Annotated in this window: 14 protein-coding genes; 8 read left to right on the plus strand and 6 right to left on the minus strand. The window is 47.7% G+C overall.

Features of this window, described 5'->3' with window-relative positions; genetic code table 11:
- Positions 1–32: 32 nt before the first annotated feature.
- Positions 33–662 carry a hypothetical protein gene (locus QZZ54_RS13885; RefSeq protein ID WP_290703293.1) on the plus strand — a complete coding sequence of 210 codons (630 nt, stop codon included), beginning with the start codon at positions 33–35 and terminating at the stop codon, positions 660–662.
- A 359-nt stretch (positions 663–1,021) separates the two neighbouring features.
- Here the strand turns inward: QZZ54_RS13885 and QZZ54_RS13890 are convergent, their stop codons facing one another.
- The 6 genes from QZZ54_RS13890 to pdhR all read right to left on the minus strand — a co-directional run bounded on the left by QZZ54_RS13890 (position 1,022) and on the right by pdhR (position 11,186).
- On the minus strand, positions 1,022–2,395 hold the full coding sequence (locus tag QZZ54_RS13890; RefSeq protein WP_290703294.1) for an MBL fold metallo-hydrolase: 1,374 nt from the start codon (positions 2,393–2,395) through the stop codon (positions 1,022–1,024).
- Positions 2,396–2,496: 101 nt separating this feature from the next.
- Positions 2,497–3,504, minus strand: coding sequence for an NAD-dependent epimerase (locus QZZ54_RS13895; RefSeq protein ID WP_290703295.1), 1,008 nt, complete (start codon positions 3,502–3,504; stop codon positions 2,497–2,499).
- Positions 3,505–3,704: 200 nt separating this feature from the next.
- Entirely contained in the window at positions 3,705–5,045 is a 1,341-nt protein-coding gene (locus tag QZZ54_RS13900) for a UDP-glucose/GDP-mannose dehydrogenase family protein (RefSeq protein WP_290703296.1), read from the minus strand.
- A gap of 349 nt (positions 5,046–5,394) precedes the next feature.
- Positions 5,395–7,335: a pyruvate dehydrogenase complex dihydrolipoyllysine-residue acetyltransferase gene (aceF, locus tag QZZ54_RS13905; protein ID WP_290703297.1), complete on the minus strand. Its 1,941-nt coding sequence runs from the start codon at positions 7,333–7,335 to the stop codon at positions 5,395–5,397.
- Positions 7,336–7,369: 34 nt separating this feature from the next.
- The gene (gene aceE / locus QZZ54_RS13910; RefSeq protein ID WP_290703298.1) at positions 7,370–10,042 is read right to left on the minus strand and encodes a pyruvate dehydrogenase (acetyl-transferring), homodimeric type; all 2,673 of its coding nucleotides are present in this window, start codon (positions 10,040–10,042) and stop codon (positions 7,370–7,372) included.
- 379 nt (positions 10,043–10,421) lie between these two features.
- Positions 10,422–11,186, minus strand: a complete 765-nt coding sequence (pdhR, locus tag QZZ54_RS13915) for a pyruvate dehydrogenase complex transcriptional repressor PdhR (protein ID WP_290703299.1) — start codon at positions 11,184–11,186, stop codon at positions 10,422–10,424.
- Between the two features lie 397 nt (positions 11,187–11,583).
- On the opposite strand from pdhR, the gene QZZ54_RS13920 reads away from it, so the two are divergent.
- The 7 genes from QZZ54_RS13920 (at position 11,584) to QZZ54_RS13950 (ending at position 20,719) form a co-directional block, all read left to right on the plus strand.
- The gene (locus QZZ54_RS13920; RefSeq protein WP_290703300.1) at positions 11,584–12,657 is read left to right on the plus strand and encodes a TRAP transporter substrate-binding protein; all 1,074 of its coding nucleotides are present in this window, start codon (positions 11,584–11,586) and stop codon (positions 12,655–12,657) included.
- A 183-nt stretch (positions 12,658–12,840) separates the two neighbouring features.
- Positions 12,841–13,368, plus strand: coding sequence for a TRAP transporter small permease subunit (locus tag QZZ54_RS13925; protein ID WP_290703301.1), 528 nt, complete (start codon positions 12,841–12,843; stop codon positions 13,366–13,368).
- A complete protein-coding gene (locus QZZ54_RS13930) occupies positions 13,368–14,753 on the plus strand; it encodes a TRAP transporter large permease subunit (protein ID WP_290703302.1) in 1,386 nt (461 codons plus the stop codon). Before QZZ54_RS13925 ends, QZZ54_RS13930 begins: the two co-directional genes overlap by 1 nt.
- A 128-nt stretch (positions 14,754–14,881) precedes the next feature.
- Positions 14,882–17,752 (plus strand): FAD-binding and (Fe-S)-binding domain-containing protein, encoded by a 2,871-nt coding sequence (locus QZZ54_RS13935; protein WP_290703303.1) that lies wholly within the window; start codon positions 14,882–14,884, stop codon positions 17,750–17,752.
- Between the two features lie 24 nt (positions 17,753–17,776).
- Positions 17,777–18,265, plus strand: coding sequence for a universal stress protein (locus tag QZZ54_RS13940; protein WP_290703304.1), 489 nt, complete (start codon positions 17,777–17,779; stop codon positions 18,263–18,265).
- Between the two features lie 202 nt (positions 18,266–18,467).
- Entirely contained in the window at positions 18,468–19,856 is a 1,389-nt protein-coding gene (locus QZZ54_RS13945; RefSeq protein ID WP_290703305.1) for a sodium:proline symporter, read from the plus strand.
- An 89-nt stretch (positions 19,857–19,945) separates the two neighbouring features.
- Positions 19,946–20,719, plus strand: a complete 774-nt coding sequence (locus QZZ54_RS13950) for a metallophosphoesterase (protein ID WP_290703306.1) — start codon at positions 19,946–19,948, stop codon at positions 20,717–20,719.

A 20,719-nucleotide genomic window follows, 5' to 3' on the forward strand; every position in this document is an offset into this window, starting at 1 on the left:
CTAAAAAAACAGATAAGTTGAAAGGGAATTCCATGAAAGCCTTCACTCGTGCAGCTATTGCAACCTGCTTCTGCATCTTTACTATAAATTCCTTTGCATCAAGCGTTACTATCTCGAAAGAAAAATATGTTGATTTTGAACGGCAAACGACGAACGGACAAAATTTTATTTTTGACTTTGACCCTATCCAAAAAGGCGATGTCACAAAGGGTCGTTTCACCATATTTGCTCGTGGTGATTACTCTTTAGGACCGAATTCCCAAGGCCCGAATGAATACATCCGCTGGGGCATAGACGGTACTGAGGTTAATGATACTCCTTTCTTCAAAGACTCTATTGTTGAGGGCATCGCTAGCCCCAACATGCCTGGCGCTAATGTTAAAAGAGTATACAATAATTCCTATGACACTCGTTGGTCACAGACTTTTAAGCTTTCAGATGAAGATTTATTAGCTATTGTCGATGACGGGCTCGCTAGGATTTTCCTCGACCTCTCTAGCCATGTTGGCGACTTCTGCAACCCAAGCTGGGTTGGCGTCAAACTTAAGTATGAAATTGCCGCCACTCCTATCCCGGCTCCTTTAGCGCTATTTTTTAGTGCTGGCGCAATGCTGTTTGGGTTCAGAAAACTAAAACTTAAAGCCAGCAAAACGGTAAGTTAGTTTTTATGGTCATGCTCACAATAGTTATTTCAAACCTACCTGTGAACATGACCTAGCCGTTACCCCTGTTTGTTATTGACCGCTCTACTTGCATTTATCCCTGTTATAAAAGCTTAAATATGAGGCATAGCAATAACGCCCTGCGACGGTTATCGCTTTAGTTACAAACCCTCTCATAGATTTCAATCCGTAAATTCCAGAAAATTCAAAAACCTTTATAGTGATATTATTACTTATACTGAATATCAGCTTTTCATAAGAGCGATAGAAACTCAGTATAAAGAACACCAAATACAGAGAACAAATCTACTTAGAAATCCCTACTCTGTTATCTTAAGGTAAATATTCTTTATCTTCCCCTACGAGCCAGGAATTATAATTTCTGTTGCCCCACACACTGACTGCAAAATTTTCTGTAAGGCCTCCTTCGCTTCGCTATCTCCATGGACGATGCGGATCTCTTTTGGCTTGTGGCGCATTCTTTTTACAAAGTTGACCAGGTCTTTTTGGTCGGCATGGGCGGAGTAGCCGCTGATGGTATGCACTTCAGCTCTGATATCTATCTTTTCATTACCTAAATAGACATAGCCACCAGATGGGCCGTATTTTTGGATATCACGACCTGGAGTGCCGTTGGCCTGATAACCCACAAACAGGACATCTGTACGGGGGTCTGGTAGCAGTTCTTTTAGGTAGTTTACGATTCGCCCACCCGCACACATTCCACTTGCGGCAATAACAATGGCAGGCCTTCCACTGCTTTTCAGATAGTTAATCAGTTTTAGGTGATCTGTATGCGTATCTATCGTGGTTAGCTGATCGAAAGCTAGAGGATGCCGCCCTTCTCTTTTTCTCGCTTTTGCTTCTGCATCCCAAAGGTCGCTTAGTTCACGATAATGCTGTGTAAACCTGGCCGCCAGTGGAGAATCTACTATCACATCAATATCTTGCCAGGTTGTTCCTTTATTCCTGTGGATAATATCTTCCAGCTCATAAAGTAGTTCCTGGGTTCGGCCAATACTAAATGCAGGTATCAGAACTGTACCTGCATCTTTCAGGCAGCGACTAATTATCTGCTGCAGGTTTTGACGCCGGCTACGACGCTGCTCATGCAGCTTATCACCATAGGTGCTTTCGATGATTAAACGATCGGTACGCCAGGGAGATTTTGGTGCTGGCAGTAGCGGTGCGTAAGGCGCACCGAGATCACCCGAAAACAGGATGCGCTCTTTCTGCTGACCAACATGGCAGTCAAACTCAATGTAGGCAGAGCCGAGAATATGACCTGCCGGGTTAAATCTGAATTTCAGACCGTCACAGCCACCAGCCCTGTTCCATTGCTTGTATTCGACGGGCTGAACCAGCTTATCTAACAGTTTTAGAAACTGCTTTATTAGTGCTTTATTACGCGTCACGCCAATCTTTAAGGCATCTTCAAGCACTAATGGAAGCAGCTTAGCCGTCGCTTTTGATGCGTATATAGGCCCGTTAAACCCTGCTGAAATTAGCGAAGGAATACGCCCTACATGATCTATATGACAATGAGTTACAAACAGCGCTTTGACTGAGTCAATTGGGAAGTCGAGTTTTAGGTTATCGGATTCATTGCCTGCTGATTCTGCGCCTTGGAACATACCGCAGTCTATCAGGACGCTTGTGTCAGCATTGAGAACGAGCTCATGGCATGAGCCAGTGACGCCTGTGATAGCGCCGTGATGTTTTATTTTGATCATATGAACTTCCTTGTTCAAACAATTCTTTTATTGGAGGTCAGTATAGCTAAATATCACAGCTCAGAAGAGCTAGCCAGTAGATATCCAATATTTTTATGACTTTAGCCGTTGTAATACCCTTTATACCACTCAACAAACTTATTCATGCCGTCTTCGATGGTGGTGCGGGGTTTGAAGCCAGTCGCCTCTTGAAGACTATCGATATCGGCATAGGTGGCAGGCACATCTCCCGGCTGCATCGGAAGATACTCCTTCTTCGCGGTTTTACCTGCAGCAGATTCAATCGCTTCGATAAAACGGCTCAGTTCAATCGGCTCGTTGTTACCGATATTGAATATCCGGTAAGGCGCGCTGCTGCTATCTGGACTGGTTCTTTTATTGTTTTCATCCACCTGTGGAATCACATCCTGAATACGGATAACGCCTTCAACGATGTCATCAATATAGGTGAAATCGCGCAGCATTTTACCGTGATTGAAGACCTTGATGGGACGGTCTTCCAATATCGCGCTGGTAAACAGGAACGGCGCCATGTCCGGACGACCCCATGGACCATAAACCGTAAAAAAACGCAGACCGGTCGTAGGAATACCGTAGAGGTGCGAATAACTATGAGCCATCAACTCATTAGATTTTTTAGTTGCCGCGTAAAGCGAAACTGGATGATTGACACCATCCTCTGCTGAGAATGGCATTTTGGTATTCATGCCGTACACAGATGAAGATGAAGCGTAGACCAGATGCTTTACGTTATTCTGACGACAACCTTCAAGAATGGTCATCATGCCGGTCAGATTAGAGTCAACATACGCAAATGGATTTTCCAGTGAGTAGCGAACACCCGCCTGCGCAGCCAGGTGAATAACCCGGTCGAAACCGCTCTCTGCAAAAAGTGCTGCCATTCCTTCCCGGTCAGCCAGATCCAGTTTCTTGAATGTAAATTCGGGATATTGTTCAAGTCGCTGTAACCGTGAATCTTTCAATGCAGGATCATAGTAATCATTGAGATTATCCAGGCCGATAACCTTATGACCCGCCAGGCAGAGCCGCTCTGATACAAAATTGCCGATAAAGCCGGCTGCGCCGGTGACTAGGTAGGTGAGCTGCATAGTATGAACCTGAAGGAATTGTTGGACTGTGGGAAGTATCGCCCTTGATACCCAGAGGGCATGCTATAGGGTTTCCTACAAGAAAGTCTTTCGAAATCTAATTCTCGCGACGTGATACCCAAAAGGCATACTCACGTCGCTCCCACATAATAATAGTCGTAATTCATTATTATTGTGGGAGGTACGCTCTGTGCCGATATTTAGCCCTGCTTAATCGACAAGCCTCGACCAATTGCGTAGTAGCTGATGCCACGATCTTCCAGACGCTGTGGGTCATATAGATTACGACCATCAAAGATAACAGGTTCTGCCAGTTCACTTTTGATCAGATCAAAATCTGGTGCACGGAAGCTCTGCCACTCGGTGCAAATAACCAGCATATCAGCGCCGTTAAGAGCAGCTTCTTTAGTACCCATCAAAGATAGGTCTGGACGGGAGCCGTAGATACGCTGAGTCTCTTCCATCGCTTCAGGGTCAAATGCCTGAACCTTTGCACCGGCAGCCCAAAGCGTTTCCATAAGGACACGGCTTGAGGATTCACGCATATCATCTGTCTTAGGCTTAAATGATAAGCCCCAGAGTGCAACAGTCTTGCCGGCAACGTCACCCTTGAAATGACGATTGATCAGCTCAAAAAGTTTGGTTTTCTGTTTTGCATTAACCGCTTCAACTGCTTTCAAAATCTGCGAGTCATAGCCGATCTGTTCTGAAGTCTTTACCAGCGCCTGAACATCTTTCGGGAAGCAAGACCCCCCGTAACCACAACCAGGGTAGATGAAGTGATAGCCAATACGCTCGTCAGAACCGATGCCGTTACGAACATTCTCGATATCAGCACCGACCATCTCAGCGATGTTCGCCATCTCGTTCATAAAGCTGATTTTGGTTGCCAGCATGCAGTTGGCCGCATACTTAGTCAATTCAGCGCTACGAACATCCATAAAGATGATGCGATCGTGGTTGCGGTTAAATGGTGCATATAGCTCAGACATAACCTCTTTAACGTGATCGCTGTCTGTACCAATAACGATCCGATCCGGACGCATGCAATCACTTACAGCAGCGCCCTCTTTAAGAAATTCAGGGTTAGACACTACATGATACTCAAGCTCTGCGTTTCGAGCAGCCAGAGTTTCAGCAACGGTTACGCTAACCTTATCGCCGGTACCCACCGGCACGGTGGACTTATCGATAATAATTTTGGGATCTTGCATGTAAGTAGCAATAGTTTTGGCAACGGCCTGAACATATTTCAGATCAGCTGAACCATCCTCATCCGGTGGTGTACCTACCGCGATAAACTGGATCTCGCCAAACTCGACAGCGTGCTTAGCATCGGTAGTAAACTGTATACGACCGGCTTCATAGTTAGACTGAACGAGAGGTGTAAGGCCTGGCTCATAGATTGGGATAATCCCGTTTTTCAGATTTTCAACCTTCTGAGCGTCAACATCGACACAACAAACTTCGTGCCCGACTTCTGCCAATACCGCAGCCTGAACAAGGCCTACGTAACCAATACCAAAAACTGTAACCTTCATGCGCTGTATACCCTTTGCCGCAATTCCATTTGGTGAGAATTATACCAACGAAAATACTGCGATTGCGAAATAAATCTGAATCGGTCGTACCGAATATTGGCGGCAACTTTAACATACGATTGCTGTGAACCCCGAGGCCATCTAACTCAGCCAAAAAAAAGCCCCTTCTCAATGTTGAGAAGGGGCTTGAGTCATGGGCACTGTAAAAAGAACCATGGAAATCATAAAAATTGGGTTGATACGGCAGCCTGCACGCCACCGTATCGTGCCCGGAGTTTGACCTCCGAGCCACCAGCAGCTTAATAGATTAAGCCACCGGAAATCGTGTAATTTAAGGTGTAAACCTTAATTACATTGCCATGCGACGTACATCGCTTAGCAGCTGGTTCAGGTAGGTTAGGAATTTACCTGCATCACTGCCGTTAATCGCGCGGTGATCGTAAGATAAGCACAGTGGCAGCATCTTGCGTGGTACAAACTCTTTACCATTCCAACGCGGCTCGATATCCGCTTTAGAAATACCCAGAATAGCTACTTCAGGTGCATTAACGATTGGCGTAAAGCCAGTACCGCCGATGCCACCCAGGCTGGAAATTGTGAAACAAGCACCCTGCATTTCGGCAGGCTTCAGCTTACGATCTTTCGCTTTACCAGCCAGCTCAGTTGCTTCCAGAGACAGCTCATAGATGCTCTTCTTATCTGCATCTTTGATGACTGGAACCATCAGACCGTTTGGCGTATCAACCGCCATACCGATGTTTACGTACTTCTTGTAAACCACGTGCTCACCATCAGCATGCAGCGAAGCGTTGAACTTCGGATACGCTTTCAGGGCAATTGCGATCGCTTTCAGCATGAACGGCAGTGGTGTCAGCTTAACGCCAGCGCGGGCTGCCTCTTCCTTCATACCAGCACGAAACTCTTCCAGATCGGTAATATCAGCCTTATCGGTCTGAGTTACGTGTGGAATGTTGAGCCAGCAACGGGACATATTCGCAGCGGTCAGTTTATGGATCTTCGACATTTTGACCATTTCGATTTCACCGAACTTGCTGAAATCGACTTCTGGAATTGCCGGAATACCCGAACCACCGGTTACTGCTGCAGCAGCAGGCTTCTCAGCCAACTTCTTCAGCGCACCTTTAACGTAGGCCTGAACATCTTCTTTCAGGATACGACCCCGTGGGCCTGTACCTGTAACCAGAGACAGATCAACACCGAATTCACGAGCCGTTGCGCGTACCGCAGGACCGGCATGAACCGTTTTGTTTTTCTTCTCTAGCGCTTCACGATCAACAATACCGGATGCCGCAGGTGCTGGCGCAGCTGCTTTAGCTGGAGCCGCTGCAGGTGCCGCCGCTGTCGCAGCAGCTGGAGCCGCCGCAGGTGCAGCCCCACCGACAACTTCAAGTTGCATCAGCAACTGACCTTCATTGACCTGGTCGCCATCTTTGATCTTCATGGACTTAACCACCCCCCCTTTAGGGGCTGGAACTTCCATGGAAGCCTTATCGGTTTCCAGAACGATCAGGGAATCGCCTTCTTCAACGGTGTCGCCGTCCTTAACCAGAACTTCAACCACATCAACGTCGGTTGCACCGCTCAGATCAGGAACCATCACATCTTCTACACCACCAGCGACGGGCGCAGGCGCCGCAGCAGGTGTTGGTGCAGCAGCTGCAGGTGCTTGTGCCGCTGGGGCAGCAACAGGTGCCGCACCGGCTATTTGCAGATCACACAGATGATCACCTTCGGTAACAGTGCCACCCTCTTTAATCTGCATTGACATAACCACACCCGCTTTAGGGGCTGGTACTTCCATCGATGCTTTATCGGTTTCCAGAACCAGCAGGGAATCGCCTTCTTCAACGGTGTCGCCATCCTTTACCAGGACTTCAACAACATCAACGTCGGCCGCACCACTCAGGTCAGGAACCAAAATCTTTTCTACAGCACTTGCAGCCGCAGGCGCTGCTGCGACTGGCGCTGGAGCCGCTTCAGCAACAGCGGCCGGAGCAGCTGTTTCAACTGGAGCAACCTCTTCAACCACCAGGCCGGTATCCAATACCACAATTGCCTGGCCTTCGTTACAAGTGCCGTCTGCTTCAACCAGAATTTCTTTAACTGTACCGGCGTGGGTAGATGGCACCTCCATGGATGCCTTATCAGTTTCCAGGACGATTAGAGAATCACCCTCAACTACTGTATCTCCGACTGCTACACAGACTTCAACAATATCTACGTCTGTAGCGCCACCAATATCAGGAACCGTAATGTTTACAGTACTCACGTTATTTTCCTCTCTTAAAAGTTCAGCTTCGGGTTTACACAGTCCAAGGGGCTGGTTTTTCCGGATTAATGCCAAACTTTTGCATCGCTTTGGCTACAACAGAACGTTCAACTTTACCGTCTTCTGCCAGAGCAGTAAGCGCAGCAACTGTCACGTAATAACGGTTCACTTCGAAGAATTCACGTAGCTTAGTACGTGTATCAGAACGACCGTAACCATCAGTACCCAACACCTTATAAGTGCGTGGGATATATTCACGTAGCTGATCAGCAAACATACGCATGTAGTCAGTTGATGCGATAACAGGGCCCTGACGATCTTTCAGACAGTCTTCAAGGTATGAAGTACGTGCTTCCTCTTCAGGGTGCATCATGTTCCAGCGAGAAACACTTTGCGCATCACGACGAACTTCGTTAATAGAGGTAGTGCTCCAGATATCAGACTCGATACCGAACTCATCACGCAGAATATCAGCCGCTGCCGTTACTTCGCGTAGAATCGCACCACAACCCATCAGCTGTACCTTGTTTTCGGAATCTTTACCTTCCTGCAACAGGTACATACCTTTAATGATGCCTTCCTCAGCGCCAATTGGCATGCCAGGGTGAGCGTAGTTTTCTGTCGTAGTGGTGATGTAGTAGAACTTGTTCTCTTTCTTCTTGAACATGCGCTCCAGACCATCCTGAACAATCACGGTCATCTCATAACCGAAAGTCGGATCGTAGGATACGCAGTTAGGAATCATCTGCGCCATCAGATGGGAGTGACCATCCTGATGCTGCAAGCCTTCACCGTTCAATGTCGTACGACCAGACGTCGCACCGATCAGGAAGCCACGCGCCTGCATATCACCTGCAGCCCACGCCAAATCCATGATTCGCTGGAAACCAAACATTGAGTAGTAGATGTAGAACGGCACCATGGTGCAGTCGTTGTTGCTGTATGAAGTAGCACAAGCCATCCATGCAGACATCGCACCGGCTTCGTTGATACCCTCTTCCAGAATCTGACCTGTCTTAGATTCTTTGTAGAACATAATCTGATCGGAATCGTGTGGCACATAACGCTGGCCTGCTGAGGTATAGATACCCAGCTGACGGAACATACCTTCCATACCAAAGGTACGGGCTTCATCTGGTACGATCGGCACAACCCGCTCGCCCATATTTTTATCTTTAACCAGGGTACTTAGTATCCGGTTAAGCACCATCTGAGATGACATTTCACGCTTGCCGCTCTCTTTCAGCTGTGCAGCGAATGTCTCTAGCGGTGGAATTTCTAATGCATCAAAATCGCTGCGACGGGTTGGGTATACACCGCCCAGTTTATTTCGACGGTCCATCATGTACTTCATTTCCGGAGAGTCCGGAGATGGGCGGTAGTATGGAACTTCTTTCAGCTGGTCATCGCTCAACGGAATATTGTGGTGATCACGGAAGTCGATCAGATCGTCCAGTGCCACTTTCTTCATTGAGTGAGTATCGTTCTTCGCCTGACCAGACTTACCTGTGCCGTAACCTTTAACGGTTTGCGCCAGAATAACGGTTGGCTGACCTTTATGATCCATAGCTGACTGATATGCAGCGTATACTTTATATGGATCGTGGCCACCACGGTTCAGGTTCATGATGTCGTCGTCGGACAGATCCTTAACCATTTCCAGCAGTTCAGGGTATTTACCGAAGAAATGCTCACGGGTATATGCACCACCGTTCGCCTTGTAGTTCTGCAACTCACCGTCACAAACTTCGTTCATACGCTTTTGCAGCAAACCTTTGGTGTCATTTTCGAACAGTGGATCCCAGTGACGACCCCACAGACACTTAATTACGTTCCAGCCAGCACCGCGGAATACACCTTCCAGTTCCTGAACGATCTTACCGTTACCACGTACAGGTCCATCGAGACGCTGGAGGTTACAGTTAACTACGAACACCAGGTTTTCAAGATTTTCACGGCCTGCCAGAGAGATAGCACCCAGAGATTCCGGCTCATCACACTCACCGTCACCCAGGAACGCCCATACCTTACGGTCAGCACGGTCAATCAGTGAACGGGCAGACAGGTAACGCATTACGTGCGCCTGATAAATTGCCTGAATAGGGCCCAGACCCATAGATACAGTAGGGAACTGCCAGAAGTCTGGCATCAACCAAGGGTGTGGGTACGAGGATAGGCCAATACCGTCTACTTCACGGCGGTAGTTATCCATCTGTTCTTCGGTCAAACGACCTTCAAGATATGCACGGGAATAGATACCCGGAGAGATGTGACCCTGGAAGAAAACCAGATCGCCTTCCTGCTCGCCAGCAGAACCACGGAAGAAATAGTTGAAACCGATATCATACAAAGTAGCTGAAGAGGAGAAACTTGAGATGTGACCACCAAGGCCATCAGCATTATCATTGGCACGCATAACCATTGCCATGGCGTTCCAACGAATAAAGGAACGAATTCTACGTTCCATAAACAGATCACCCGGCATGCGTGATTCGTTTTTAGGGGATATGGTGTTGCAGTATGGCGTATTAAGATTAAAGCTCGCATCAACACCTAGAGAAGATGCCTTTTCACCCAGCTTTTGCAGAATATAGTGAGCTCGGTCGCTGCCTTCATTTTTAGCAACAGACTCAAGAGCCTCCACCCATTCACCGGTTTCGATTGGATCAATATCGTCGATAAATTCTTGCACTTTGCCTTTCTCCATTATTCTTGTCGTGTACTCAAAACCGGGAAGCCCAATCTTTCCCAGTGTAGAAATAAACTTTGAGACAGCTAGAAGTTTTAACGGAAAATTAGACAAAAGGACAGCTACTTAAGCTGTACTCCTTAAGTTTTTACGGCCCCAGTTCTCTTGCAACAACGGGAAACCAACAAAACATGCGCTTAGATAAACACTTTGCCTAACTCTCCAGCACTTCTAAGATGCCGTTCAGAGCTTGATAACAGGTTACATGCTGCATTGCAGCAAGCCTGCCTTTTTTTATAGTCGTTCTTTGATTTGTAGTAATACTACAAAAAAAGCGCGTAAATGTCTATAGCGACTACATAAATATCACTCTATGTAGTTTTTATACAGAAGGAATTTATAGAGGAGTTACGTCAGCACGTCGCAGTGCTCTTTTGAGGCGAGTGTTCTCTTTGCCTTGCTCCAGCAGGGCATCTTCTACATAAGCGAGATGGTCATGGGCAGCCTTACGGGCCTTTTCTGGTTCCCCAGCAAGGATAGCTTCCATCAACACCGAGTGCTGTTCATGTATTTTCCCGCGAATATCCGATTTAGGATAGATATCCTTAAGGTTTTCCCAGATATGCTGTCGCAACAAGCTGAATAGCGCACGCATCATGTGCAGCAAAACCATATTATGAGTAGCCTCAGCTATCGCCAGATGGAAGTCTACATCGGCCAACACCTCTTTATCGAACTCCTTTCTGTCATGATAGCCCTGCAAGGCTTCGTAACAGGCCCTAATATTTTCTTTATCTGCAGGGGTACTTCGCAGGGCTGCGTAATATGCAGATACGCCTTCGAGGGCATGACGAAACTCTAATAGATCATACTGAGCTTCGGGATGCGTGCGGAAAAGCTCTAACAAAGGGTCTGAGAACGCCCCACCCAGCTCTTCAGAAACGTAGGTGCCGCCACCCTGCCGGCTGATCAATATCCCTTTGGTTGCCAGTTTCTGTACGGCTTCTCTTAATGAAGGGCGTGAAACCTCAAACTGCTTAGCCAATTCTCGTTCCGGCGGTAATTTTTGACCAGGCTTAAGCGTACCTTCGAGCACCATCTCTTCCAACTGCCCCATGATCACATCGGATATCTTGGGTTGCTTTACTCGCTGATACGCCATCTTACGCTCTCCACCGCAGCACTTCGTTCTAGCGCTGCATCTAATTATCTCAACCGGCTTAGAATAGGCTGCCCATGGTTAATAGTAGGCGCCTTTTTCAGGCATGCACTATATAGAACCCTATCAATCGCAACAATTCAAAATTGGTCTGACCAGATCAAACCCTACGCTTTCCCATTGATTTACATAAAAAATAGCGCTTTTTCAGAAGATAGGTCTACTTTTAATACATAAAAAAGCATTGACAAGATATACCCGTAACTTTTAAGGTAGCGACTAATTGCATGGTAAATTGGTATTACCAATTATTCAAGAACATTTTTTAAAGGCTTCCGAATGGCCTGTTCTGAACCCGGCAAATTAAGATAAAAACAACAAAACGTCACGAGGATACACCATGAATACATTTTCAAAGTCTCTGGTCTCCGCTGCAGTACTCTCAACCGCTTTAACGGCCGCAACGACAACTGTTCAGGCCGCAGACCGGGTTCTTCTAAAAACGCCTATCGCTTTCGGCTCTCACCTACCAGCTTTGGGTACACCTATTAAGTGGGTATCTGAACAGCTTCCAGTGATGAGTGACGGTTCTCTTAAGATGAAAATCTACGAGCCGGGTAAGTTGGTAGGCGCGAAAGAGATTCTAGACGCTGTATCTTCAGGAAAAGTTAACTCCGGTTATGCCACAGCAGGTTACTGGCAGGGTAAAATGCCAGCCGCTGCTCTATTCTCTGCAGTACCATTCGGCCCTGAAGCTGGCGAGTATATGGCCTGGTTGTATTACGGTAACGGCATGAAACTGTATCAGGAGATGTACGACACTAACGGCTTCAACGTTAAAGTTATTCCTTGTGCCATTATCTCTCCGGAAACTTCCGGCTGGTTTAAGAAAGAGATCAATACGCCTGAAGACCTTAAAGGTCTGAATATGCGTTTCTTCGGACTCGGCGCTTCAGTTATGGAGAAAATGGGCGTTTCTACCTCTCAGCTACCCGGTGGTGAAATCTTCGGCGCGTTGGAGAAAGGCGCTATCGATGCGACCGAGTTCTCTCAACCAGCCATTGATAAGCTTCTTGGCCTTCACAAAATTGCCAAATATAACTACTTCCCTGGCTGGCATCAGCAAGCAACTGTCTTTGAACTGCTCGTCAACAAAGATGCCTGGGGCAAAATGTCCACAGGACAGCAAGCTATCCTAGAGAACACCTGTAAAGCATCCATGACTAATGCTATTGCTGAAGGTGAGTCTATGCAGTTTGAAGTCATGGCTAAAGCGAAAGACCAAGGTGTAAACATTCGTTACTGGAATGACAACATGCTGAAAACCTTTGAAAGCAAGTGGGACGAGGTAGTCGTTGAGAAAACTGCTGCTGATCCTTTCTTCAAAAAGGTTTGGGATGATCTGAGCACTTTCCGTAAAGGTTATGACCTATGGGAAGCTAACGCATTCTTACCACGCGCTACGAATAAGTAAGCTCTAAAACCAAGCAGGGGGATAACTCTATCCCCCTGCATTTCTATCTATACTGTATGAAAACCATCTGTAAAACAGATGCTTTAGCGCGTCTATTTTTCAGAGTTTTTTCAAAAACTTACACGTATTAGCCTGACTCAAGCTATACATAACTATAACAATAACTGGTAAAGGTGCATTATTGTGAATGAGCCAAGCAGCCTGCCCCGCGTTCCACTCGCGGACAGCATTGACCGGATGATACAGAAGATCGGACACCTGATCGCCTGGTCCTATGTCCTCTTAGTCCTTGTCATTATCACTCAGGTAGTACTACGTAAAGGCTTCTCAAGCGGCCTGGTCATTTTCGAAGAGCTCCAATGGCACCTGTATGCTGTTGGCGTTATGTTTGGTCTGTCCTATGCGCAAACCACTAATTCGCATATCCGTGTCGATCTGTTTTATTCCCATTTCAGAGCTAAAACAAAAAATATAATTGAGATCCTTAGCATCCTGCTTATGGTGCTACCGTTTATCGCAGTTATCTTTATTCACAGCCTGGATTTCGTGGCCGAATCTTACCGCATTAACGAACACTCAGAGTCACCGTCTGGCCTCCCCTATCGCTGGTTAATCAAAAGTGTGATCCCCCTTAGTATGGGACTGTTAGCCCTCGCTGTTTTATCCCGCCTCTACCGGGATACTGTTTTGTTGTTTAAAGGTGATCTGTAATGGAAATTAATGAGATTCTTGTTATTGCGATGTTCCTGTCTTTCATCGCACTTCTGTTTACCGGCATTCCGGTCGCCTGGGTTTTAGGTGGCGTTGGTGTCACTTTTGCTTTAATTGGTTACCTTGCAGATGTCTACTTCGACACTATCACCGGATTAGACTTTCTCACGCTGGGTCTGGTCGTAAACAGACTCTGGAAGATAATGGACAACTGGATTCTGGTTGCCCTCCCGATGTTCATATTTATGGGCATTATGCTCGATAAATCCGGCGTTGCAGAACGGCTGATGAACTCGATGCAGGAGCTTTTTGGTCAGGTTCGCGGTGGTTTGGCGATTACCGTTACGGCTATCGGTATTATTCTGGCGGCATCCACTGGCATCATCGGCGCATCCGTCGTGCTATTGGCTGTTATGTCGCTGCCTGCGATGACCAAACAGGGTTATTCAATGCCACTGGCTCTCGGCACCATCGCCAGTGCTGGTACTTTGGGCATTCTGATTCCGCCAAGCATTATGCTGGTAATCATGGCTGACCAGTTGGGGCTCTCTGTAGGTGATCTGTTTATGGGTGCGGTGTTCCCAGGTTTAATGCTGGGTGCGATGTACATTATTTACATTCTGATTGTGGGCCTGGTGAAGCCGGAAGCGGCACCCATTCCTAAAGATACAAAACCCGTCACCATGCATACTGTTGTCAAGGTTGTTAAGGCCGTACTGCCAACGCTGGTACTCATCTTTGTCGTACTAGGCTCAATTTTCGGTGGTTTTGCTACGCCAACAGAAGCCTCTGGTGTCGGCGCATTTGGCGCAACCATGCTGGCAATCTACAACCGTAAGTTTAACTTCACTGTGTTGAAAGAGGTGATGCAAGGTACTTACAACACTACTGCCTACATCTTCGCTATCTTTATCGGTGCAACTTGTTTTGCTCTGGTACTGCGTGAACTGGGCGGCGATGAGCTGATTGAATCCTTCCTGACCGGCCTGCCATTTGGCCCTTACGGTATCATCTTCTTCATTCTGGGCATCATCTTCCTACTTGGTTTCTTCCTGGACTGGATCGAAATCACGCTGATTATCCTACCGCTCCTCGCCCCCGTCATATCGGCGCTGGGGCTCGATATTGACGGTTACGGCGTGGTGGATAATCCAGAACTGGTGTGGTTCGTCATGTTGGTGGCGATGGCATTACAGACATCGTTCCTCACCCCCCCGGTTGGTTTTGCCCTCTTCTATCTGAAAGGCGTATGCCCGCCCAATGTAAAACTGAGTGATATTTATAAAGGGGTTATCCCGTTCATCATCCTGCAGCTAATTGGCCTGCTAGTGCTGGTGTTCTGGCCACAGATGGTACTTTGGTTACCCGCTGCAGCCTACAGCTAGACCTATCGATTACAGAAGGGGCTTTGCCCCTTCTGTCCCCTTTATACCCGGCCCCATGGCCACTAGATAACAAGGTAGCCCCTGAGTCGACTTCTGAGTCAGCCGCTACCTGAGGCGAGGCTTTTTTTATGAAGCAGGAATATCAACAATTCAAGCAACTATTGCAGGAATTTCTGCCCGATAGCCAGATCATATCTGATCCGCTACGCACCCTTGCATACGGTACTGACGCAAGTTTCTACCGACTGATCCCACAGCTAGTTGTCAGGCCTGAATCTGAGCAGGATGTAGCCCGTATCATCAGACTGGCTAATAACCATAAAATACCTGTCACTTTCCGCGCGGCCGGTACCAGCCTTTCTGGCCAGGCCATTACTGATTCAGTGCTGATACAACTGCGGGATGGCTGGAAAAACATCTCTATTAATGAAGATGCCAGTCAGATAACTCTGCAACCCGGCGTTATCGGTGGACAGGCAAATAAAACCCTGGCTCCGTTTAATAAGAAAATAGGCCCTGACCCGGCATCTATCAATACCGCCATGATCGGTGGTATTGCGGCTAATAATGCCAGTGGAATGTGTTGCGGCACCGCGCAGAACAGCTACCGCACCCTGCACAGTATGAAACTGGTACTGGCCGACGGGACTTCACTGGATACCGGTGATAGTCAATCGGTTGCCAGCTTTAAGAACAGCCATAAAGGCCTGCTGGCCGCATTAGAATCACTGGCACATCAGACCCGCAGTAATGAAACCTTACGCCAGCGAATTGAACACAAATACCGACTGAAAAACACCACCGGTTATGCTCTGAACTCTCTGGTGGATTATGAAGACCCAATCGACATCATGCAGCATTTGATGATCGGCTCTGAAGGCACCCTTGGATTCCTCAGCGAGATCACTTACAACACCGTTGACGAACACCCGAATAAGGCGTCGGCGCTGGTTTTCTTCCCCAGCGTTCAAATAACCTGCGAAGCCGTTGCTATCTTGAAGCAGACGCCGGTATCTGCGGTTGAGATGATGGACCGTGCTGGCTTACGTTCGATAGAAGAAAAAGAGGGAATGCCGAGTTTTATTAAAGAACTCCCAGATGATGCCGCCGCTCTATTGGTTGAATCACGTTCTGGCTGCCCAACGCATCTTGCTGAGCAGGTTGAACAGATTAAGCATGCTATTGAGTCATTGGAAACCGTTCAGCCGGTTGAGTTCACCACTGACCCCGCTGAATATTCCAAGTACTGGGCGATCCGTAAAGGACTCTTTCCAGCTGTAGGTGCGATGCGTAAAACCGGCACCACCGTCATTATCGAAGATGTCGCTTTCCCAGTACCTCAGCTAGCCGATGCGGTGCATGATCTGCATCAGATCTTTGAAAAATGGCACTACGATGAAGCGCTTATCTTCGGTCATGCCTTAGAGGGCAACTTACACTTTGTCTTTACCCAATCGTTTGACTCTCAATCGGAAACAGACCGTTATGAGGGGCTTATGGATGATGTCGCTGCCATGGTGGTGGACAAATATGATGGTTCACTCAAAGCGGAACACGGTACCGGACGAAATATGGCCCCCTATGTCGAAAAGGAGTGGGGCACAGATGCCTACGCTTTGATGTGGGAGATTAAAGAACTGTTTGATCCCGATAACATTCTCAACCCTGGTGTTCTGCTAAATCGTAATGCCCAGGTGCACCTGGAAAACCTTAAACCGATGCCTGCTGCAGACCCCCTTATCGATAAATGTATCGAGTGCGGATTCTGTGAACCCACCTGCCCTTCCCGTGACCTGACCCTGACACCGCGTCAGCGGATTGTTATCTGGCGGGAGATCGCACGGCTTGAAGCCAACGGAGAAAATCCGGAGCGACTCGCCGAGTTACGCAAAGAGTACCTATATCAGGGGATTGATACCTGTGCGGCCTGCGGGTTATGTTCCACCACCTGTCCAGTTGAGATCAATACCGGCGATCTAACTCGTGCTGTGCGCAGCCGAAATAATGAAAACCATACTAAACTGGCTCAGTGGGTGGCTGAACATTACGGCGGCATAATGAAAGTGAGCAAGGCTGCCTTTATAGGTGCCGACCTGACTCATGCCCTGATCGGTAGTAAGGCGATGAGTGCTATCTGTGATACCACCCGCAAGATTTCCGGCGGCCGGGTACAGAAGTGGACACCATCAATGCCTAAGGCTGCCGCTAAGATTAATACCCAGCGCCCGATTGTTAATCCGGACGCACCGAAGGTTGTCTATCTGCCAAGTTGCGCCAGTCGTGCAATGGGGCCGGCCCGCGGTGATGAAGACCAAACTTCTCTGGCAGATAAAACTGAACAACTGCTACGTAAAGCCGGTTTTGAGGTTATCTACCCTGAAAATCTGGATCAACTATGCTGTGGTATGCCGTTTCAGTCTAAAGGGATGTTTGACGCCGCCGACTTCAAAGCATCTGAAACCGACAGAATGCTACTGGCAGCTACACAAAATGGTGAGTATCCGGTACTTTCAGATACCAGTCCGTGTAGTCTTCGACTAAAGGATAATATAGATCAACGTCTCAGACTCCTGGATACGGTAGAGTTTATTCATGAGTACTTACTCGATCGGCTGGTTATTACCCCGGCTGACGAGACCGTGGCGTTACATATAACCTGTAGCACAACCCGGATGGGGGCTGCAGAGAAGCTGAAACAGATTGTTGAAGCTTGCGTTACCAAGGTAGTAATACCTGCAGATATCACCTGTTGTGGCTTTGCCGGAGATAAAGGATTTTCAACTCCTGAGCTGAACGAATCAGCACTGCGTACGCTGAAGCCGGCGGTTGAAGGATGCAAAACAGGTTATTCGACCAGTCGAACCTGTGAAATAGGTCTGTCTCACCATAGCGGTATAGATTACAAATCGATTATTTATCTTCTGGACCGGGTTAGTCAGCCTAAGTTGAGTAACCGGGATACGACCCCAGAGAACAAACTGATACAGGCACACACCTGATCAGTAAAAACGAGGAAATTGAGCATGGCACTCCCTGAAATTAAGACAATTCTGTACACAACCTCTTTGGGCAAACATACCCGCCCTGTATTCAGACAGGCGGTTAACCTTGCTCAGACACTTAATGCGCGTATCGTAATGCTGCATATTATTGAGCCTATCGGCGAGCTGGGTCACGCGCTGATCCAAAACTACCTGCCTGAAGATATGGTCAATAAGATGCACGATGAGGGTATCGACCAAGTTATGGAGCAGATGAAAGCCCGGATTGATACGTTCTGCGTTGAAGAACTTGGATCACTGGATAAAAAAGTAGAGCTGAACCTTGAGCAGGTCATCGTCGAAGGTAACTATACCGACTCAATCCTTAAGGCTGCTGCGAAATACAGTGCTGATATGATTGTAATGGGCTCAGAAAATACCTTCGGCCATCATAGCCAGACTACCCGTCAGGTCATCAAAGGCGCGAAAGTCCCTGTACTCGCAGTTCCTACTGGCAAAAAGTTCTCTTAACTTAGCCGGTACACCAAGAAACGCTGGAACACAGCTATTAAAGCTCGCTCCATGGTCTCTGAAGAAGCCTGTCTCACGACAGGCTTTTTTTTGTCTTATAAATAGGGTTAACTAAAGCACGGCAAACAGTATTTTCATCTTAGTTTCAGTTTGTTAGATCATAATACCCGGACAAAAATCGGTCCCAAATTCAGGACAGCTCATGGAATTATCCCTCATCATTGCGGTTGCTGCTGTAGCAATATTCTCAGTTTTTATCACTCCAAAAGCGAAAAGCAACGGCGCCTTCTTCAATGGGCTTTCTCCCAAAGGCAAACCTCCTGGCCTGCTGATGCTGACCTTTTCACAGGTAACGACCTGGATCTTTGCACGTTCTCTGCTTAACGCGGCCATTCTGGGGTTTTACTATGGCATCTGGGGAACCGTTGCTTATGCAACCTACTACCTGTCTTTTCTGACCGGTGCCAAAATTATAGATTCGGTCCGGTTCAAACACGGTTTTGGCAGTATTCAGGCCTTTTTAACCGATCGGTTTGGTCAATGGGGTACTCAGTGTTACAACTTTGTTGTCGGCATACGCTTAGTCAGCGAGGTATTTGCTAACATTCTGGTGATCGGCATTCTCTTTGGTGTTGCTGGGAGTAGCTCTTACACGCTGGCTGTAGCGCTTTTCGCTATTGTGACCCTGGTTTATTCGATGCTCGGCGGTCTACACGCGTCACTGAGAACCGATCTGTTCCAGATGATTCTATTCCTGATTGTTCTTACAGCACTGACCATTTTAGTTCTGACTACAGGTCATCTGAATACCGCTACTCTGATGTTTAAAAGCTTCACTATTACCGACCCTGGCCCGATTTTGATTCTGGTTGCTCTGTTACAGGTTTGGAGTTATCCCATGCACGACCCGGTAATGATGGACCGGGGTTTTCTGGCAGACAGAGAAACGACCCGTAAAAGTTTTCACCATGCGGCCTGGATCAGCGCTGCCTGCATCATAATCTTCGGTAGCTTTGGTATCGTCGCAGGCGCAAATGCCGGCAGCGGGGAAACCATGAATCAGGTGTTGATGCGACTCCTTGGCGAGAACCCCATGCTGTTGTTCAACATTACCTTGGTAATTTCCGCCATGTCGACCCTGGACAGCACACTTTCAAGTGCCTCTAAACTGGTGGCTGTGGATATGAAATGGATTGAGCCCTCCCGTACCAATGGCCGGATCACTATGGCGGTGTTCGTCATGCTTGGACTGCTATTAGTGTTCTGGGGCAATAAAGATCTGTTCAGCGCAGTTGCCGTCAGCGGTACAGCTTCAATGTATCTGGCCCCGGTAATATTCTTCTCTTTATGGGGTAACCGTACCGACATTCCACTCTGGAGCTATCTGGGTAGCTTTGCCATTGCGATCGCTGGCGCCGCCCTTTACTTCACTGAATCCGCAGGGCATTCACAGCTTTTGGGGGAGAGCCATAAATACACTAAACTGCTGTTTATCTCTCTGACAGTACTGGTTGGCGGTTGTTTGTTGTTCTGGGCTGGCATGGTCAGTCAGAAGCAACAACCCCGATTTAGCAGCACTAGCACCGGGTGACCCCTATTAGTTCTTCCTTCGAACCAAACGAGGCCCATCCGCTATTAATTTTCGGCGGGCCTTACAGTAACCTCCAAGCAACTAAGCAGATGCAGGCTGTTGCCGCTGAGCTTGAAATCCCTACAACTAATATCCTCTGTACCGGTGATTTGGTGGCCTATTGTGCCCAACCTGATGAGACCGTAGAACTGATAAAGAACTGGAACATAACCGTTGTTGCTGGTAACTGTGAAGAATCTGTGGCTAACGGCTCGGATGATTGCGGCTGTGGCTTTATCGAAGGCAGTAGTTGCGATCTTCTTTCTTCCCAGTGGTACAACTACACTCTTCCCAGAGTTAGCCCGCTAAATAAAGACTGGATGAAACAGCTGCCTGACCAGATCCGTTTCAATTATGGCGGTCGTCGTTTTACTGCTATCCATGGCGGCACAGATTCAAACAACCGATTCGTTTTTGCCTCGGACTCCAATGAGGAGAAACAGCAACAGATCACAGCATCCAACAGCGATATTATTCTGGCGGGACACTGTGGCATGCCTTTCGGTCAGACAACCGAATATGGATATTGGCTAAACGCAGGTGTTATCGGCATGCCTGCCAACGATGCCTCTGCCTTGACCTGGTATATGCTAATTTCTCAGACAGATGGCGATTTAGTCTGTAGCTGGCATAGATTAGCTTATGACCACCCTGAAACAGCAACTCAGATGCAGAAAGCAGGACTGATCAATGGTTATATGAAAGCACTTTATAGCGGGTTATGGCCCAGTCTCGATGTACTGCCTGAATTTGAAAAATCACAAACGGCCAAACCACTTTCTCTGCCTGACATCAACATTCCAAGAGCGGCAGGTGCTATTTAA

The organism is Amphritea sp. (assembly GCF_016744155.1).
In the GTDB taxonomy this organism is placed as follows: Bacteria; Pseudomonadota; Gammaproteobacteria; order Pseudomonadales; family Balneatricaceae; genus Amphritea.

Bases quoted from the DNA above. Each gene is read 5' to 3' on its own strand.
- QZZ54_RS13885 (WP_290703293.1), top strand. From the start codon at position 33: ATGAAAGCCTTCACTCGTGCAGCTATTGCAACCTGCTTCTGCATCTTT.
- QZZ54_RS13890 (WP_290703294.1), bottom strand. From the start codon at position 2,395: ATGATCAAAATAAAACATCACGGCGCTATCACAGGCGTCACTGGCTCA.
- QZZ54_RS13895 (WP_290703295.1), bottom strand. From the start codon at position 3,504: ATGCAGCTCACCTACCTAGTCACCGGCGCAGCCGGCTTTATCGGCAAT.
- QZZ54_RS13900 (WP_290703296.1), bottom strand. From the start codon at position 5,045: ATGAAGGTTACAGTTTTTGGTATTGGTTACGTAGGCCTTGTTCAGGCT.
- aceE (WP_290703298.1), bottom strand. From the start codon at position 10,042: ATGGAGAAAGGCAAAGTGCAAGAATTTATCGACGATATTGATCCAATC.
- pdhR (WP_290703299.1), bottom strand. From the start codon at position 11,186: ATGGCGTATCAGCGAGTAAAGCAACCCAAGATATCCGATGTGATCATG.
- QZZ54_RS13920 (WP_290703300.1), top strand. From the start codon at position 11,584: ATGAATACATTTTCAAAGTCTCTGGTCTCCGCTGCAGTACTCTCAACC.
- QZZ54_RS13930 (WP_290703302.1), top strand. From the start codon at position 13,368: ATGGAAATTAATGAGATTCTTGTTATTGCGATGTTCCTGTCTTTCATC.
- QZZ54_RS13935 (WP_290703303.1), top strand. From the start codon at position 14,882: ATGAAGCAGGAATATCAACAATTCAAGCAACTATTGCAGGAATTTCTG.
- QZZ54_RS13940 (WP_290703304.1), top strand. From the start codon at position 17,777: ATGGCACTCCCTGAAATTAAGACAATTCTGTACACAACCTCTTTGGGC.
- QZZ54_RS13945 (WP_290703305.1), top strand. From the start codon at position 18,468: ATGGAATTATCCCTCATCATTGCGGTTGCTGCTGTAGCAATATTCTCA.
- QZZ54_RS13950 (WP_290703306.1), top strand. From the start codon at position 19,946: ATGCAGGCTGTTGCCGCTGAGCTTGAAATCCCTACAACTAATATCCTC.